The sequence below is a fragment of the Rhodopirellula sp. P2 genome (assembly GCF_028768465.1).
Taxonomy (GTDB): Bacteria; Planctomycetota; Planctomycetia; order Pirellulales; family Pirellulaceae; genus Rhodopirellula.
Map to the genome: position 1 here is coordinate 3,239,968 of NZ_CP118225.1, position 17,489 is coordinate 3,257,456.

General features: G+C 56.1%; 15 protein-coding genes and 1 pseudogene. 11 read left to right on the forward strand and 5 right to left on the reverse strand.

Annotation, left to right across the window (positions count from 1 at the left end; translation table 11 throughout):
* Nucleotides 1-443: 443 nt before the first annotated feature.
* Nucleotides 444-3,599 carry a PVC-type heme-binding CxxCH protein gene (locus PSR62_RS11425; RefSeq protein ID WP_274407873.1) on the forward strand — a complete coding sequence of 1,052 codons (3,156 nt, stop codon included), beginning with the start codon at nucleotides 444-446 and terminating at the stop codon, nucleotides 3,597-3,599.
* A 5-nt stretch (nucleotides 3,600-3,604) separates the two neighbouring features.
* On the opposite strand, the gene PSR62_RS11430 is transcribed toward PSR62_RS11425, so the two are convergent.
* Entirely contained in the window at nucleotides 3,605-3,880 is a 276-nt protein-coding gene (locus PSR62_RS11430) for a Sec-independent protein translocase subunit TatA/TatB (protein ID WP_007328854.1), read from the reverse strand.
* Between the two features lies 1 nt (nucleotide 3,881).
* Nucleotides 3,882-4,106, reverse strand: a complete 225-nt coding sequence (gene tatA, locus PSR62_RS11435) for a twin-arginine translocase TatA/TatE family subunit (RefSeq protein ID WP_274407874.1) — start codon at nucleotides 4,104-4,106, stop codon at nucleotides 3,882-3,884.
* Between the two features lie 828 nt (nucleotides 4,107-4,934).
* Here tatA and PSR62_RS11440 point away from each other — a divergent pair.
* The 6 genes from PSR62_RS11440 to PSR62_RS11465 all read left to right on the forward strand — a co-directional run bounded on the left by PSR62_RS11440 (nucleotide 4,935) and on the right by PSR62_RS11465 (nucleotide 9,707).
* Nucleotides 4,935-6,281, forward strand: a complete 1,347-nt coding sequence (locus PSR62_RS11440) for a tyrosine-type recombinase/integrase (RefSeq protein ID WP_274407875.1) — start codon at nucleotides 4,935-4,937, stop codon at nucleotides 6,279-6,281.
* 231 nt (nucleotides 6,282-6,512) lie between these two features.
* A complete protein-coding gene (locus tag PSR62_RS11445; RefSeq protein ID WP_274407876.1) occupies nucleotides 6,513-6,971 on the forward strand; it encodes a hypothetical protein in 459 nt (152 codons plus the stop codon).
* A gap of 152 nt (nucleotides 6,972-7,123) precedes the next feature.
* Nucleotides 7,124-7,537 (forward strand): hypothetical protein, encoded by a 414-nt coding sequence (locus tag PSR62_RS11450; RefSeq protein ID WP_274407877.1) that lies wholly within the window; start codon nucleotides 7,124-7,126, stop codon nucleotides 7,535-7,537.
* Between the two features lie 222 nt (nucleotides 7,538-7,759).
* The gene (locus PSR62_RS11455) at nucleotides 7,760-8,188 is read left to right on the forward strand and encodes a hypothetical protein (protein WP_274407403.1); all 429 of its coding nucleotides are present in this window, start codon (nucleotides 7,760-7,762) and stop codon (nucleotides 8,186-8,188) included.
* A 168-nt stretch (nucleotides 8,189-8,356) separates the two neighbouring features.
* Nucleotides 8,357-9,166 carry a hypothetical protein gene (locus tag PSR62_RS11460; RefSeq protein WP_274407878.1) on the forward strand — a complete coding sequence of 270 codons (810 nt, stop codon included), beginning with the start codon at nucleotides 8,357-8,359 and terminating at the stop codon, nucleotides 9,164-9,166.
* Nucleotides 9,167-9,326: 160 nt separating this feature from the next.
* Nucleotides 9,327-9,707, forward strand: a complete 381-nt coding sequence (locus tag PSR62_RS11465; RefSeq protein ID WP_274407879.1) for a DUF4304 domain-containing protein — start codon at nucleotides 9,327-9,329, stop codon at nucleotides 9,705-9,707.
* Nucleotides 9,708-10,064: 357 nt separating this feature from the next.
* Here PSR62_RS11465 and PSR62_RS11470 read toward each other — a convergent pair whose 3' ends face one another.
* The 3 genes and pseudogenes from PSR62_RS11470 to PSR62_RS11480 form a co-directional block, all read right to left on the reverse strand.
* Nucleotides 10,065-11,192, reverse strand: a complete 1,128-nt coding sequence (locus tag PSR62_RS11470; RefSeq protein ID WP_274407880.1) for an IS91 family transposase — start codon at nucleotides 11,190-11,192, stop codon at nucleotides 10,065-10,067.
* The gene (locus PSR62_RS11475; RefSeq protein ID WP_274408210.1) at nucleotides 11,189-11,842 is read right to left on the reverse strand and encodes a tyrosine-type recombinase/integrase; all 654 of its coding nucleotides are present in this window, start codon (nucleotides 11,840-11,842) and stop codon (nucleotides 11,189-11,191) included. The genes PSR62_RS11470 and PSR62_RS11475 overlap by 4 nt, the downstream gene beginning before the upstream one ends.
* Nucleotides 11,831-12,049 (reverse strand): annotated as a pseudogene (locus PSR62_RS11480) (phage integrase N-terminal SAM-like domain-containing protein); the annotation flags it as partial. The gene PSR62_RS11475 and the pseudogene PSR62_RS11480, both read right to left, overlap by 12 nt.
* Nucleotides 12,050-14,105: 2,056 nt before the next feature.
* Here PSR62_RS11480 and PSR62_RS11485 point away from each other — a divergent pair.
* The 4 genes from PSR62_RS11485 (at nucleotide 14,106) to PSR62_RS11500 (ending at nucleotide 17,357) form a co-directional block, all read left to right on the forward strand.
* Entirely contained in the window at nucleotides 14,106-14,612 is a 507-nt protein-coding gene (locus tag PSR62_RS11485; protein ID WP_274407881.1) for a hypothetical protein, read from the forward strand.
* A gap of 169 nt (nucleotides 14,613-14,781) precedes the next feature.
* Entirely contained in the window at nucleotides 14,782-15,162 is a 381-nt protein-coding gene (locus tag PSR62_RS11490; RefSeq protein WP_274407879.1) for a DUF4304 domain-containing protein, read from the forward strand.
* 152 nt (nucleotides 15,163-15,314) lie between these two features.
* Nucleotides 15,315-15,803, forward strand: a complete 489-nt coding sequence (locus tag PSR62_RS11495) for an SMI1/KNR4 family protein (protein WP_274407882.1) — start codon at nucleotides 15,315-15,317, stop codon at nucleotides 15,801-15,803.
* A gap of 1,320 nt (nucleotides 15,804-17,123) precedes the next feature.
* Complete coding sequence (locus tag PSR62_RS11500; RefSeq protein ID WP_274407883.1) at nucleotides 17,124-17,357, forward strand: addiction module protein; 234 nt, start codon at nucleotides 17,124-17,126, stop codon at nucleotides 17,355-17,357.
* Nucleotides 17,358-17,489: the final 132 nt, after the last annotated feature.

Here is a 17,489-nt window from a genome sequence, read left to right on the forward strand (position 1 = left end):
ATTAGGTCGGCAGGAATGATCGGGCCGAACGATGTGAGTCGTTTGGGCGTTGACCTGGACTGCGACACGTTTGGTGTTTATCCCCTAAAAAACGATGCAACTTTTCTTGCTCGAAAAACAACAAGTCTCCCCTCTCCACAAAGGAGATCGTGCAGTTTTTAAATGCGTTGCTGCTAGGCGCTTATCATCACCCTCCCTTTGGGAGGGTCGAGCGAAGCGAGGGGAGGGCTCTGCATTGGATCCAACGCGTAACCCTCCCCGGCCCGAAGCGGTCCGACCCTCCCAGAGGGAGGGTGGAGTAAAGCAGCCCAGACGCTCGTTCAACACCTTGCATGTTACTGGATCTTTGCTTGCCTTCTTCGGTGATGGTTCTGTTGTTTGGAAGAGTAAGAAGCCGACACTTTGATACCCCGACGAGTCGATCCATGCCGGTCAGCCAACAAATGAGAGTGAACTCAATGCGAAACCAGTGGTTGTTTGTCGTTGCTCTTTGGAGTGCTCTCGGCTGGGGATGGGCGAACGTCGCTGTGCCCCAGGACTCCCCGGCGGGCAATGAGGAAGTTGCCCGGGTGATGCGGGAGTTTGAAGGCCGCGGGGATCTCGGAGATGATTCCGACCCCGCCTCTCCCACCGAAACGATCGCTCGTTTAGAAGTGCCGGACGACCTGCAAGTGGAATTGGTCGCGGGGGAACCCGATGTGACTCAGCCCATTCATATCAGTTTCGATTTCAAAGGCCGAATGTGGGTGGTGCAGTATCGTCAGTACCCGTTTCCGGCGGGACTGAAAGTGGTTCGCTACGACCAACACTTACGAGCTATCTTTGATAGCACGCCGATCGCTCCACCCAATCATATTGCAGGGGCGGACTGCGTGACGGTATGGGAGGACACCAATGGCGACGGCTCCTATGACACGCATCGAGATGTCATCGAAGGCCTCAACATTGCGACCAGCGTCGCGGTCAGCACGTCCGGGATCTGGGTGATGAACCCGCCGTATTTGTTGTTCTATCCCGATGCCGATCACGACGCGAAGGTCGATGGGGATCCAACGGTTCACCTGTCGGGATTCGGGTTGGAAGACACGCACGCGGTCGCCAACAGTTTGCGACTTGGTCCCGATGGTTGGCTGTACGGTGCCAACGGCAGCACCACGACGGCCTTGATTCGTGCTCCCTTGTCGGACCGACCGGACCAAGCGACCGCGTTCCAGGGCCAATGCATTTGGCGGTATCACCCTGAAACGCATCAGTTTGAAATCTTTGCTGAAGGAGGCGGCAACACGTTTGGTTTGGAAATCGAAGAGAGCGGACTCACGTTTTCAGGAACGAACCACGGCAGCACCCGTGGCATGTTCTATCCGCAAGGCAGCTATGGCACCAAGTCATGGGGCAAACACGGTCCCCTGACCAACCCGCACGCCTATGGCTTTTTTAATCACATGCGATCCGAAGGCGATAGCCGACGGTTCACGCAGGCGTTGGTGGTTTACCAAGACAACGTGTTGCCGCAGCGTTATCGCGATCAATCGATCGCGATCAACCCCTTGCAGCGATGTGTGATCAGCAGCGAGTTGGTCGAGGACACGTCGACGTTCCGAACACGCGATTTTGAAACCACCATCGAGACCGATGATCGATGGTTTCGGCCCGTGGCGATCGCGGTCGGGCCGGACGGAGCGGTCTATTTCGCGGATTGGTACGACACCCGTTTGACTCACGTCGACCCACGCGACAATTGGCACAAAACCAGCGGGCGGGTCTATCGGCTCACTGCAAAAAGTCCTGCTCCATCATCGAACGCGGAGGAGCTGCTTCCAACGCGAACGCGATTTGACCTGACGGCCATGTCCGACGATCAGTTGCTTCGGCTGTTGGCTCATCCCAGTCGCACCATTCGCTTTCTCGCGTTGGAGGTGATCGTGCCGCGAATCGAATCATCCGGCGATCTTCAGGCCTCTTTGGGTGAGATTCTCCGTGACGTGACGGATGAAAGGCGATTGCTGGCGTTGTGGGCGCTCCACCGAGGAAACGTTCTGAGCGATGAAGCTTTGACAAAACACTTGACGGCCTCCGAACCGGACCCCGATTTGCGTCGCTGGGCGATTCGTCTGCTTGGCGACAACGCCTCGATGACCAACGATCAACCGCAGGCACTCGTTGAGCTTGCTAAGCTTGAAGATGACGTGCACGTTCGGTCGCAGTTGGCGTCCACCGCGGCTCGCTTGCGTGCTGAACAGGCATTGCCGATCCTTCGCGAGATGATGCTGCGTGAATCGGATCAGGATGACTTGCATCTGCCGTTGTTGATTTGGTGGGGCTTGGAAGCTCATTGCAAACAGCACTCTGACGCCGTCGCTGATCTGTTCGCGGACGAACGGCTTTGGCAGAGCCGTTTGGTTCGGCAGACGATCCTGGCTCGTTTGATGCAGAGGCTGGCAGCGGAGGGGGCCAGCGAAAGCTATCTGGTCGCTGCGAGTTTGCTGGCGATGGCACCCGATGATGATGCCAAGGCGATTCTGATTCGAGGTTTTGAAGAGGCCTTTGTGGGACGCAAGGTCGAACTGTTGCCAGACGCTCTGCAGGAACAACTTGCAATCTTTCGAAAGGCTCGTCCTGGTTCGGATCTACCGCTGCGGTTGCGACAAGGTGATGTCGATGCGATCAAGCAGGCTCTGCAGCTCATCGAGCAAGCCGAAACACCGATCCGCACCAAGGTTGAATTGATCGAAACACTGGGCGAAATTCAAACCGAAGGCGTCGTTGCCGTCTTGCGACGTCGACTTCAAGCAGATCGATCCGATGCGGTCAAAGCGGCGGCCTTGCAAGCCCTGTCGCGATTCTCGGATGAACGCATTGGTTCATGGATCGCATCGGCGTATCAATCGTCGATGGATGACGCGAGCAACATGAGAGAGACCGCGATCCGAGTCCTGTCCAGCCGCGAGCAATGGGCGTCGGTACTGATGGATGAGATTGATGCCGCCAAGATCAATGTGGAACGGGTGCCTGCGGATGTGGTTTTGCAGATGCAGGCCTTTGAAAACGCAGGATTGCGTGAGCGAGTGGCGAGCCGTTGGGGAACGGTTCGGGCGACTCCGGCAGAAAAGCAAATTCGGATCGCGGAGTTGCAATCCGTTGTCCGTTTGAGCTCGCAGTCGAATTTGGAAAACGGCAAAACGATGTTCACCAAACATTGCGGAACCTGTCACCGGCTGTTCGGCGAAGGAGGCAAGGTGGGCCCCGATTTGACGGGTTACGAAAGATCCAACTTGGACTTCTTGTCACTGGCGATCATCGACCCGTCAGCGGCGATTCGCGAAGAGTTCACCAACTACCGATTGCTCACCGAGGATGGTCAAGTGCTGAGCGGGTTGCTGGAAAATCAAACGCCTGAAACGGTCACGATGCGTACGGCGGAAGGCAACGCGGTGCGAGTCAGTCGTGATGACATTGAAACCCTGCAGGCGTCGCCGGTTTCGCTGATGCCAGAGAACATCCTCGATGCTTTGTCGACCGAGGATGTTCGTGACTTGCTGGCGTACTTGCAACAACCGATGCAGATTCCATTGACGTCGGATTCAATCGACGCCAACTGAATGTGTTACTCGGGCGGAGTGAACTTGGGTGCCGAGGGTTCGTTTGGTTCATCCTCATCGTCGTCATACGACGTCGACTTCGCGGGCGGTGTGTCCATCGACATCGCCCGGCTCGCTTCGTCTTGAACCTGACGGAACTGCTGCTGGACATCCTGCAGGCTGCGCCGAAATTGGCTGTACGTGGAGCCAAATTTCCTTGCCACTTCCGGCAGGTTGCCACCAAAGAGGACGACCGCGATCACTCCGATCACGGCCAGTTCAAATGGGCTGAGACCAAACATCTCAGACCTTCTCGTCGGTGCGATCCGTTGCTTCGTCTTCGTCTTCGCCCGATTCGGACATGCCCCGTTTGAATTCGTTGGCACTGCGTCCCAGGTTCCGCATCAGCGATGGCAACTTGGCACCACCAAACAGAACCAAACAGATCACCAACACGATCAACATTTCAGGCAGGCCGGGGAAACCAAACGCCAAGAACAATCCGGTCGCCATCGAACTCACAGTCATCAACATTCCATCTATCCCGCTAAACAAAGTGGTGTGCGATTCATGCCAACGCGACATGCATCGGGGCCGACCATCTCATCACATTTTTCGCTGACCCTGCGTCGCAGAACCAAACACCGAAGCGGTATTCGGTCATGCAGAGGCAACCTCACCGCCAACAGGTTGGGGTGAAAGCGATCCAATGCAATGAAACGATCATTCGGCGTCGGCGAAAGCGGGTCGGTCATTCGCGGGTGTGTCAGCGAAAACGTGCAATGCACGCGATTGAATCGCTGAGCCCGTTCGAATACCTCCGGACCGAAGCAACGGACGTCGTTTCCAAGTCCGTTGCCCCATTCTAGCCGGAGGCGTGTGAATGTCAAAGCCGGATAGGTGCGCCGCTGTGCACCCAATTCAGCTCTGCAACCTAGCCGATCGTGCAGTTTCTAAATGCTGTGTTCAGAAGCGACGATCATCACCCACCCCCTGGGAGGGTCGAGCGAAGCGAGGGGAGGGTTCAGCATTGGGGCCAGCGCGTAACCCTCCCCGGCCCGAAGCGAGCCGACATCCCAAAGGGAGGGTGAAGTAAAACGGCAGTTGCAACCCACGCCACATTTCAAGCTCAGCAGCGCACCACCAAATGATGCGCCCGAAGAAACTCTCACCCTCACTCACGTACCATTCGCCTGAAATCTGTCGTCGATACTGCGACAGAATGGGCTGATGGCGGTTGATGACGCATTCGTTGTTCCGAAAAAACAGTGAATTGCGAGATCTTCGCGTTGTACACCACGCTCGACTCGTTGAACCTCACGGGATGCGTTTCAATCTTTTTCACAGGAGCAACCCATGTCTCGTTCCGTCGCACCGGATGCACCGCGTCTCTACAGCAACGGCCAGCCTTGGCGAAACGCTCGCGGTCGCGACGCCCCACGACACGCTGTGGAGACGGAATTCAAAGCCGAGCATGCCGTCGTCGACCTCTCGACTCAGCCGCCCAAGCCGTTGGTTGTTAAATGCCTGGTCCGCGAGTTGCGGATCCGCTTTTACGCTGTTAGCACCATCAAAAACTATCGCTCCGCTTGGGTCTGCTTCCTTCGCTGGTACCGGGGACCGCTGGACCAGATCGACCAAGAGGACATTCGGGAGTACCTGGAACTGCTGGTCAATGGAGGCGCATCGGCGTCGGAGGTCAGTGTCACGTTGTCGGCACTGCGAACCGGCCTAGACAAATTCTGTTTGTTGCGGTGCACGGTTGGGCTGGTGTCCCCGCGAAAGTCAAAACAATTGCCTGTCGTGATGTCCAAGAAAGAGGTCCAGCGAATGATGGAGGCCGCTCGCACGTTGCGTGACAAACTGCTTCTCACTGTGTTGTATGCAACCGGTTTGCGAGTCGCGGAGGTCGCCCGTTTGCAGTGGTCGGATTTTGATTTCGATCGCCAACAAATCCGAGTTCAACTTGGCAAAGGCAAAAAGGATCGCTACGTCATGCTGGCCGACGATCTGTTGCCGCTGATGAGGCAGTTGTGGCGGCACACCAAAGGAGTTGGCTACCTGTTTCCTTCCGAAGGCAGGCGTGTCGACCGGCATCTTTCTCCGAGGACGATCCAACGTGCGGTCAAGCAGGCTCGGATTCTGTCGGGAATTGGCAAGGCGGTCACGCCGCACAGTTTCCGCCACAGCTTTGCCACGCATCTGATCGAATCCGGTACCGACATTCGGTTCATTCAAAAGCTGCTCGGGCACACCAATTTGGAAACCACCTCGCTGTACACCAACGTCGCACGAATGAAAGCGACGGCGGTTGCCAGCCCACTGGATCGGTTGAGGGACGAACCCGGTTCGTCGTCGGAGTCTTCCGGTCGGCAACCGAAGCCTCGGCCTTCCGTGGGCCGGATGCGGCTTGAGCTGGATCCGAATCCCGATTCAAACGGCGCGTATGCGGTGACGTTGGGCGTCTGGAAGGATGGTCAATTGCTTCCCCTGCCGGGAATGCGAGCGACGATGCCGCGCCAAGATTGGGTTTCTTTGCAAATCCCACTGCAAGACATCTGGGAACCGACGCTGCGTTGTCTCCCCGCGGCACAACGAGAGCGATTGGAGTCGCCCGAGTTCTTCTCGCAGGTGCAGCGAGAGGTTGCCAAGCGAATCCTGCGAATCAGAGACGCGGAACCTTCTCAGGCGATCAAAACCTAGCCCCCTCGCAACTGCGAGTTGGATTCTGCCCCGCAGGACGTTCGTCTTGTCTGCCAGCGGGGAAGGTGTGATTGCCACCTGATTTCAGTGTGAAAAACACCGCTTTTCACACTCGTGCCTCTGTAGCAGCGAACGCAACACCGCGTCCCCGCACACTCGCCCGGTCGCACGGTGCTGCAGACCGAGCCCCCTTCAGCTAAAATCAACACCCGTTCTCCCCCATTTCCAAGCATGTACGACACCCTGTCGTACAGAAACCCGTTGTCCGCTCGACAGATGATCGTCCATCGAATCTCAGGCCAGAAACGCAAAACGCTTTTTGAGTTCTACGGCAAGCGATACGAGACTCATTCTCGACCTACCCGTGTGGCTCTCGACGGCATGTGTGCTCTGTTGCGCCACCTTGAAACGATAGACGGTCCAGAACTGTTCGTCTTTACGTCGCACTACCATCTTTGCTTCGTTGATGGCGATTCACACACCTATCCACTCATCGCTCGTGTCGCCCCCGGTTGCACCGCAGAGGACGATGGTCCTTTGGCCGCGCTTTATCATATTGGATACCCACCCACACCGGACGTAGCACGGAAGGATACCGAATGGGTTCACCACACGGCCGGCGATATCACACGTGCTGGTGAATTGCTGCTTGACGCATTGCGTAAATCGGCGTTCTCTCCCATGGCGTAGTCGGCGGACAACATGGTTTTTACGCTAGGCCTTCGGCACACCTTCGCCCTTTGGCAACATTCGCTGGCCTTGGTACAATTTCCGTAGTTCAGGCATCGCTCGCTTCGTTTAGAACGGTGTCGTAAAAACCTTCCGTTGTACGCCGCAGACCAATGAAGACTCACGTCAGCTTCAAACGCGACTCGGCAACCCTAAACGCCGATGCTCCACCCTTTGGCGAAGACATTGCGGATTCGCTGGTGGCGTTCCTCGCCTCGCAGGGGCTTGGTGACTGCATCCTCGACTCGCTCGACTACGCTTTCACATTGTTTTGCCCTGCCGATTCTCGTCGGTGCTACGTGATGGTAGGTCTCGTTGGTGATGACCCTCAACAATGGCTGATCTCTTGTGACCCTAGCCGTGGTATTGTCGATTGGCTCTTGCGTCGGAATTATGACGCCGAACTCAACACTGTTGCCACTGCAATCCACCAGTTTCTGACCGATGATTCCGCAGTGTCCGAAATCCGTTGGTACACCAAAGATGGATGGAATGCCAATCCAGATGAATGGACACCTTCTCCGTAGCGTAGCGGCGTACAACATGGTTTTTACGCTGGGGCCCTTCGGGCACACCTTCGCTGTTTGGCAACGCTCGCCGGCCTTGGTACAATTTCCGTAGTTCAGACATCGTTCGCTTCGTTCAGGGCGGTGTCGTAAAAACCTTCCGTTGTCCGCCGCAGGTTTCCCTTGACGCAACGTCTCAAAGCTCACAAATCTGGCGCTCGCTACCTGCTTCGACCCGAAAACGTGGCAATTGCCGCATACTTCCCTATTAGCCGCAACGTGCACCAAGTTCGTTGCATTATCTCGCGGAACGGCGACGCTGAACGTGGCGAATGGATCACGACGCAACCATTTATCCACTCGATTCGCCATACGACACCCGAGCAAATCCACGAACTAGACACAAACCTTCAACTGTTGGCCGAGCTTCAACCGTGGGGCAATGCTGACCAGCACGACGAGGATGCCATCGAACCAATTCGTCGTTCCATACGTTTCTGGCATAACGAACGTGAAATCATGGCGTACTTACCACGCCGTTCCCTCTGGACTCCACTTGGTACGACCGTCTCTGGGGTTGCGGCTTTCGATGGCGCGTGGCGTAGCGTTTGGGCCTGCGCTGGTTCGCAGTCCGACCATGATCTTTCTGACCCGAATGGCCAACCTGATTGACGCTTCAGCGGCGGACAACATGGTTTTTACGCTGAGGCCCTTCGGGCACACCTTGGCTCTTTGGCAACGTGCCATGGCGTTGGTACAATCTCTCGTAGTTCAGGCATCGACCGCTTCGTTCAGGGCGGTGTCGTAAAAACCTTCCGTTGTGTGCCACGGCTGAATGTTGTGCTAGTCGAATCGCAATCACAGTTCGACGCTTGGCTCGACGATAACCATGACCTCCACGATGCATCCGTAACCGCAATTTCTCCTCTGCCAGCCGGCGCATCACTACCCGAAACGGTCACGGTCGCATTTCGCTTCCAGATCGCTGGTGGCTATGCGGCGGGTGACGAACGCACCATTCGTACCATCACTCTTACGGCACACGGAATTCGCGAATTCGCCCTCGATCCGAATGGCTGGCATCCCGACAACTGCGCTGAGGGTATTGATGTCCTCGACGTTGCTGATGGCGTTGGCTTTGAAATCGACGTTCCTTCTCCATTTCAGCTTGCCGCTGATAGGTTTGAAATCGTCTCTTCCTCGGATACGACTGAACGCGTCCCTGAATGGTTGAGCGATACGGAGTTCAATGTTGTCTCATCCAGCAAAGTGCCACCTACGCCCTTTGAATGGCTGGCTTGCTTTCAGTCTGCTGGACATAACGTCACTTGGCGGTGCTATGCTGGCGACGAACGGTCACCGTCGCAGGTGCCGCAGGACGCATACTCTGGTTGGTTCATTCAGTTCCACGATCGTTTAACCGACGCTACGGGTGGCCTGCTCTTCGATTGGTGTTCCGTCCGCGACGACGGATACTCAATTAACATACGACTCGACGATCTCGCTTGCCGCGAACTATGGATCATCGCTGGCCGCTTCCTGTCTCAATTGCCTTCTGCGACTATACGATGCGGTAACGCAACTCTTAGCGCCAACGTCTTTCAGTCTCATCTGGAGTCAACGCGTAACGGCGGGGCAAGTGGCACATAACACGGTTTTTACGCAAGGCCTTCGGCACACCTTCCTTGGTTGGTCACGCGGGCTGGCATTGGTACAATCTCTCGTCGTTCAGGCATCGTTCGCTTCGTTGAGGGCGGTGTCGTAAAAACCTTCCGTTAGTGGACACAGACTATTGGCAGATCGAGAGGCAATGAACCGCGTACTGCGCGACCGCGTGATTCCGGTGTTGCGTGAACGCGGGTTCCGTGGCTCAATGCCTCACTTCCGTTGCGTTGTGGACGACACGTTGCGGTTGCTGACCTTTCAATTCCGCTCCTCTGGCGGGTCATTCGTTGTCGAGCTTGGGTGCTGTCCTGCGGACGATTTCACGACGTCCTATGGTGCGGTCGTGCCGCAATCCAAAATGAACGTCACCTACCTCGGCGCACGATCCCGATTTCGACTTGGCGCGGCGGATACGATCGGCGACCACTGGTTCGACTTCGCTGGACGAGACGATGGTTGCAATCTATGCGGTACCGAGGTGCTTGCGTTTCTTGACTCAGATGGAGACCGCCTTTGGAGCGTCTAGTGTCCGCTAACTATTTAGGATTTGGGGTCAGCGAGGTACGAGCCTGAACCCAAATCCTTGTTCAAGGCGAGTCGCTTTGTGGTGGGGACACTCCGGCGATGGTTCCCTAGTGGTTTTGTCCGCTGCGGCGTGCTCTGGCGGAGGGCTTCGTGCGAGGTTCGGTTTGGCGCGGTGGTTTGGGCAGCCGCTCTGGAAACTCAGAACGGTGTTTTGAATCGGGCAAGGGCGTTGATCGGCTGTTGGAATCGTGTGCCGGTATGCTTTTCGGGTCAGGTGATTGTGACGGGCGCGCAGGGGCAGCGGAGTCACCGATCAGATGACTTTGAAAGCGACGTGTTATTGGAGCGACGATCTGGATCATGGCGGCGCTCTGGCTGGTTGCGGCAAAGTTGTCGTGGCGGGGATGTAGCCCAGGTTGATCATCGGGCCGCCGCAGCTGGGGCATTGCATCGCGACCGGTTCCGCCATCACGATCTGCTGGCTGCAAGCCAGTTCGTACTGACGCTCCAGTGAGACAGCGACCAACCAGCGAACCTCCTCGAGGGATCGCTTGCTGCGCGCGTTGACGAATCCGTCGTGACGTACACGATGAAAGCCAGCCGGCAACACGTGCTGGAGCCAACGGCGAATGAACTCTTCCACACGCATCTGCATCGGCTTGTACTGACGCGTTCCGCTGCGTTTGACTTGCAGCGTCAAGTTGGCTTCTTCGAGCGAAGTCGATTCGTCGCACTGCGTGACGCGTCGATTGGCCACCGCACCTCGCATCACGTAGGGGGCCAAGTACGCGACCGCGAATTCGCCGCTGCCGACCGCTTCGCTGTCGACGACGAAGCGTCCCTTCCAGACATCATCGGGGATCGAATCAAAGAACGATTCGGATCGCAGTTTGTCTTTCAGCTTTCCGCGAAACAACCTCTCCAGAATCTGCTCGGGCACGAACACACTGGCGCGACTGCTTTGCCAAACGCCGCCAGCGTCGATGCCGCCGGCGGGAACCACGACGTGAACGTGCGGGTGGTAAACCAGGTCACGTCCCCACGTGTGCAGCACGCTGGTGAATCCCGTTTCGTTCACACCGACATGTCGCGGGTTGGTCGCTGCTTGCTGAAGTGCCTGAGCTGTCGCACTCATCATGGCGGCGTACAGGACCTTGGGGTGAGCCATCGCAAACTCGCGTAATCCGGCTGGCAACGTGAACGTGATCAGAAAGTACTGGCACGGCAACAGGTTTTCTTGAGCACTGGCGAGCCACTGTTGCTGACGCTGGTGCTGGCACGCTGGGCAGTGCCGATTGCAGCACGAGCGAGGCACATGAGTGACCTCACCGCAACCGGAGCAGGCATACTGGATCGTGCCCAGAGAATCTTCCCGGCACGCCATCACGGCGCGGAGGACCTTCTTCTGTTGGGCCGTCATTCGTGTTCCATGCTTCGCGATGTACTGGTCGCCATAGCGTTTCAAGACCATTGAAACGCCTTTCATGAAAGGCCTTGCTCGGCGACGTCCCCGTTCATGATCTGAGCGACAATCTGCCTGCCTCTTTCGTCACCCAGGCGTGTCAGGTGGAGGTAGACCTCGGTTGCTTGCAAGTTCTTGTGTCCGAGGTAGCCTTGCAGAACCTTGAGGTTGACTCCGGCGTCCAGCATCGCGGTGGCGTAGGAATGCCTCAGTGTGTGCGGAGTCAATCCGGAGTCTTGCCAGCCCAGCGACTCGGTGACTTTCGTGAACCCACGCTGGATCGTCCTGGCACTGATGGGTTGGTCAGCCTTCGACGCCGGAGTGTTTCTCTGCGTCGCCGGAAACAACCAGTTTGGATTGCGATGGGTTGCCCAGTGGGCACGAAACGCATCGAGGGTAGCTTGGGGCAGTGGGACTTCGCGTTGCCGGTGTCCTTTGGTGGTGCAAACGCGGAGCATCATTCGATCGGCGTCCACGTCTTGAGGTCTCAAGTGGCGAACGTCGACGCCACGGAGTCCGCAGGAATACATGGCTCGAAAGATGACTTGCAGATGGGACGCCACGGTGGCGTCAATGAGTTGCCAGCATCGCTCGGGTGCCAAGACCTTTGGGAGCGTGTTGGACTTGGGTAAACGGACTGCTTGCAGAGTGGGCCAGTCCCGAGGAACGGTCACACGAAAGAAGAACTTCAATGCTCCGACGATCGGCCGCATCGAACCGAGCTGCAGTTGCTGTCTTCGCAGCAAGACATACTGCCGGACCTGTGCTTCGGAGAGTTTTTCCGGGGAGCAAGCGAAGTGCTCAGCCAAGTGGGCGATGGCATTGCGGTAGCACGCGATGGTGCTGGGTTGCTTTCCGCTGAGCAGCAAGTCTTCTCGAAACCGCTTGGCGAGGTCAGAGTGAAAGCGAGTGAGCGTGGCCTTTTTTTGAAGTCATCGTCGAGTTCCTGACGAGGGAGTGAAGTGAAAGACAGGGGACACCATAATCACCGAAGCAGTCTCCACCCCAACCCCGCCGCAAAGCGGCTCACTTGAACATGGTTTTTACGCTAAGGCCTTCGGCACACCTTCCACGTTTGGCCACGCGGGCCGGCACTGGTACAATCTCTCGTAATTCAAACATCGCTCGCTTCGTTCAGGGCGGTGTCGTAAAAACCTTCCGTTAGGCGACCTAGATTCAACGTGCCGCTTACCCCTGACGACATCACGGACTACTTGGCAGGTGACCGCGAACCAATCCTGCGATTGTCGTATACCGATTCCACTTCGGTTGTGACCCTGCATCGGTCTACACCCACCGAGATTCTCGCGACTATCCCACGAGATGCGCATCCCGACTCGGCCCCTTTCGACATCCAGCTGGCACTGGCTTCGGAACATTGCGACGCTCCGTTTACGTTTGGCCCCGATGCATTCCTCGTCACAATTTCCTCGCGACATCAAGTTTGGGCAATCATCAAGATTTCATGCAACCACTTGAACTGGACTGACATCGACCAACTCCACGTCGCTTTCACTGATCCGCCGGTCGCCTAACATGGTTTTTACGCAAAGTCGCGGCTGTCGTTGTTGGAGAGTCTTTCGGTGGGCAAAGTTCAATCGCTTCGGTCACGTTCCCTCTGGTGCCAGCCCGCGATCGCCTTCGCTGTTTGGCGACGAGCGTTGGCCTTGGTAGAACCTTTCTTAGTTCAATGTCGTTCTCTTCGTTTGGGAACGGCGACGTAAAAACCTTCCGTTAGGCGACTCAACCGACTCTGATGCTGAAGTTTCTACGGTCAATTTTCCTTGGCGATCCCCCGACGCAACATGAGATTGCTGCCCGTGATGCGTTCGCGAACCTCTATCCCGATCGTCGTTTCCTGCGCATGAATTTGGCTTCGGACGAGGAATCTCGTTTCGTCTTTCGACTATTTTATTCCGGTGGAAAACCGAATCCGTATGCAATCTTCTTCGTCGATAAGGAAACTCTGGTCGCGACTGAACTCAACCCAAAGAAAGCTCGGCGATCGAAGTACGGGATCCGACGTTACAGGTAACGCAACGTCGCCTAACTATTTAGGATTTGGGGTCAGCGAGGTACGAGCCTGAACCCAAATCCTTGTTCAAGGCGAGTCGCTTTGTGGCGTCCCCTGGGGCAAGAAGTGCTGCGTGGAAGTGATCCCGCCTGCTGCCAGGGCCCCCTAGTGTTTTTAGATTCGGCGTGGGGACAGCGAACTGAAACGGCGAAAAAACCAACGATTGGCAGTGTTTTTGAATCGACTCGCCACTGAGAAGACACACCTTCCCCGAGCGCAGAACGAATCAATCGCAAAACGGATCAGTCAAATCAGGTCGTGGGGGGCGATGACATCGACGAAGCTTGCACCATCCAAGAAACCTTGATTCCTTCAATTGCCGACCCTGGGTGTTCAAGAGCATCACGATCGTGACGCCGACGACTCGGTGAGGTGAGTCATCGCACGCGGTCTCGGTGTAGCGGTCCCACATTCTATCCCGCAACAACCTCGTTTCAATCGTCCAGTCCGATGTCGCTGCCAACCCGCCGCAAAGCGGCTCACTTGAACATGGTTTTTACGCAAGGCCGCGGCTTCGTCGTTGGAGAGTCGTTTGGTTTGTCATGCCGATCGCTTTGATGACGCATTCTGGTTTGCCACGCCGCGGACACCGCCTCTTTGGAAACGTCGTTTCTTTTTGGTAAACTGATTGGTGTTGCGGCGCTTGTTGGCTTCGGAGAGAAGCGGTGTCGTAAAAACCTTCCGTTAGGTGACACAGTCTGTTGAAGAATCAATCCCGTCTCCGAGCACTCGTTACGCTGATAGTCGCAGTGGCGATTCTCTACTTCACAATCGGTGGCATCCTCTGTGCGATCGGGTGGTACGACATCAAATGGTACGCGATCGTTGGCGGAATCGTTGGCAGCATCGCTAGTACGCTTGGATTGATTTCACTTTCACGACCTGCGCTCCAGCAATCAGACCTCGACGCAATCGAGATTGACTCCCTGAAGAAAATCGCAGCTGCTTCTGAAGACATCGAGGCATTGGAAGCTCGACGCACAACGCAACAGGAACAGATTGCAACGCTTGAACAACAAAAAGGTGAAATGGAAATACTGGTTCAGCGTGCCAGCCTCAGCTTGTTCCTTCAGGAACAACACAGACACCACAGCGACAGAATCGCCAAGGCGATTAAGAAGAGTCCGTCCATCACACAATCGCTAGACGAACTCGCTCGCATCAAAGAGAAAATCGACGCCCTCGAAACGGAAATCGAAACTGATCCAAACGTCGAACTTCTGCGTTCGGTTATCAACTCTGCCAAATCGCCAACCAGAGACGATGACTGGGTTGATGATGTGCCTCATCCATTTCGCGCATACGTACGACTTCTGCGTCGTGTAGCCGAAACGCTTGCGGAATCCATGAAACTCGTCATCCGGCCGTAGTGTCACCTAACATGGTTTTTACGCAAGGGCCTGCGGCACACCTTCGTCGTTTGGCAACGTGCGATGGCGTTGGTACAATTTCATTTGTTCTGAATCGTTCGCTTCGTTGAGGGCGGTGTCGTAAAAACCTTCCGTTAGTGGACACAGACTATTGGCAGATCGAGAGGCAATGAACCGCGTACTGCGCGACCGCGTGATTCCGGTGTTGCGTGAACGCGGGTTCCGTGGCTCAATGCCTCACTTCCGTTGCGTTGTGGACGACACGTTGCGGTTGCTGACCTTTCAATTCCGCTCCTCTGGCGGGTCATTCGTTGTCGAGCTTGGGTGCTGTCCTGCGGACGATTTCACGACGTCCTATGGTGCGGTCGTGCCGCAATCCAAAATGAACGTCACCTACCTCGGCGCACGATCCCGATTTCGACTTGGCGCGGCGGATACGATCGGCGACCACTGGTTCGACTTCGCTGGACGAGACGATGGTTGCAATCTATGCGGTACCGAGGTGCTTGCGTTTCTTGACTCAGATGGAGACCGCCTTTGGAGCGTCTAGTGTCCGCTAACATGGTTTTTACGCTAGGCCTTCGGCACACCTTCCTTGGTTGGTCACGCGGGCTGGCATTGGTACAATTTCTCGAAGTTCAGACTCGCTCGCTTTGTTCAGGGCGGTGTCGTAAAAACCTTCCGTTAGCGGACATAGCCTAAATGGACTTCGACGCTTTTCGCCAGTTCGTCGAATCCAATATCGACTGGTTTCGTGGTCGTCTCCCCGAAACCGACGCCACGTTCACTGGCTACGAATCCGCCCTTGGCTGCCGCTTCCCAGCCTCAATCAGGTGGCTGCTCACGACACACGGCTATTGGCACGCAACCGGGATTCCGAATCTCGACGAATCCGTGACTCTTACTTTGCAATTGCGGCAATCAATCGCGCTGCCGAACGACTTCGTTATCCTCGCGGATCACGGTGACGGCGGTGTAATCGTTCTTGATTCGTCGTCGCTAACAATGGGTGATGAATTCACGATTCATGACGTCGATGCCGCCACGTTGCATGGACTCGATGTGAAACCATTCCCACCCGATATTGTCTATGATTCGTTCGGCCAATACGCCAAATCTGTTCTGGAATCCCAGCGATCAATAATTGACCCGCCGGATGTTGTGTACGACCCTCGGGCGTTTGGCGATTGACGCGTTTCCCGCAGTTCAATGTACGCTAACATGGTTTTTACGCTGAGGCCCTTCGGGCACACCTTCCAAGTTGGTCACGCGGGCTGGCATTGTTACAATCTTTCGTAGTTCAGACAGCGCTCGCTTCGTTTAGGGCGGTGTCGTAAAAACCTTCCGTTGCACGTCAGAGTCTAATGGCCAATGACACGTTAGACGTCCGCTTTGGTGACATCTCTCATGGGTGGTTGCCGATCACCTTTGGCATTGCTGGCTCCGACGCGCTCGTTGACGCATCTGACGTTCCGTCTGATCCAATCGCTCCACTGGTTTCTCTTGCCCGGTTCCTGTTGTCGCCTGAACTTGGTTCGCGCGACGTGGAGTTCCACCTCGAACCCGAATACTGCACACTTACTGCTACCAAAACTGCTAACGGCTGCATTGACGTTCGGCTGACTCAACCGGGCTGTAACCTTTCCCACTCGGGTCTGTCACGCGTTGCAACCGCGACGCAAATCTGGTGCGCTCTTCGCGGGATCGAATCTGCCGTACACACCGCAATCGCCGACAAACAGTGGAGCTGGGACTTCCCTGCCACGCAAATGGACATGCTGTCCTCCGAGATTGAAACCACTAACGCAGCTCACTGACGTGCAACTATTTAGGATTTGGGGTCAGCGAGGTACGAGCCTGAACCCAAATCCTTGTTCAAGGCGAGTCGCTTTGTGGCGTCCCCTGGGGCAAGAAGTGCTGCGTGGAAGTGATCCCGCCTGCTGCCAGGGCCCCCTAGTGTTTTTAGATTCGGCGTGGGGACAGCGAACTGAAACGGCGAAAAAACCAACGATTGGCAGTGTTTTTGAATCGACTCGCCACTGAGAAGACACACCTTCCCCGAGCGCAGAACGAATCAATCGCAAAACGGATCAGTCAAATCAGGTCGTGGGGGGCGATGACATCGACGAAGCTTGCACCATCCAAGAAACCTTGATTCCTTCAATTGCCGACCCTGGGTGTTCAAGAGCATCACGATCGTGACGCCGACGACTCGGTGAGGTGAGTCATCGCACGCGGTCTCGGTGTAGCGGTCCCACATTCTATCCCGCAACAACCTCGTTTCAATCGTCCAGTCCGATGTCGCTGCCAACCCGCCGCAAAGCGGCTCACTTGAACATGGTTTTTACGCTAGGCCTTTGGCACACCTTCCTTGGTTGGTCACGCGGGCTGGCCTCGGCAAAATTTCTCGTAGTTCAGGCATCGTTCGCTTCGTTGAGGGCGGTGTCGTCAAAACCTTTCGTTGGCGGTCACAAGTATGGATTAGCGTCTCAGAGACGCTACAATGGGAATATGGACACACAATCACAACAACTGCTGGCTACGGCGCTCGGTATGCCAGAGTCTGACCGTGCGGCTCTGGCGGCGTCGCTGCTCAGGAGCCTCGATCCTGCCGATGACCCGCAGGCTGACGCTGCTTGGGCGGCTGAAATTCAGCGACGCATTGAGTCCATCGACAATGGCACAGCGGAATTACGGCCATGGGATGACGTGATGTCAGAAATGCGACAGCGCCGCGGTGGATGATCTTCCGTTTTGGTTTCACCCCGATGCTAATGCTGAGGCGCTCGCCGCTCATGATCGGTATTTCGAGGTGCGTCCAGAACTAGCCGAAGATTTCGAGGCTGAACTTGAGCGATCACGCCGGGGCATTGCGCG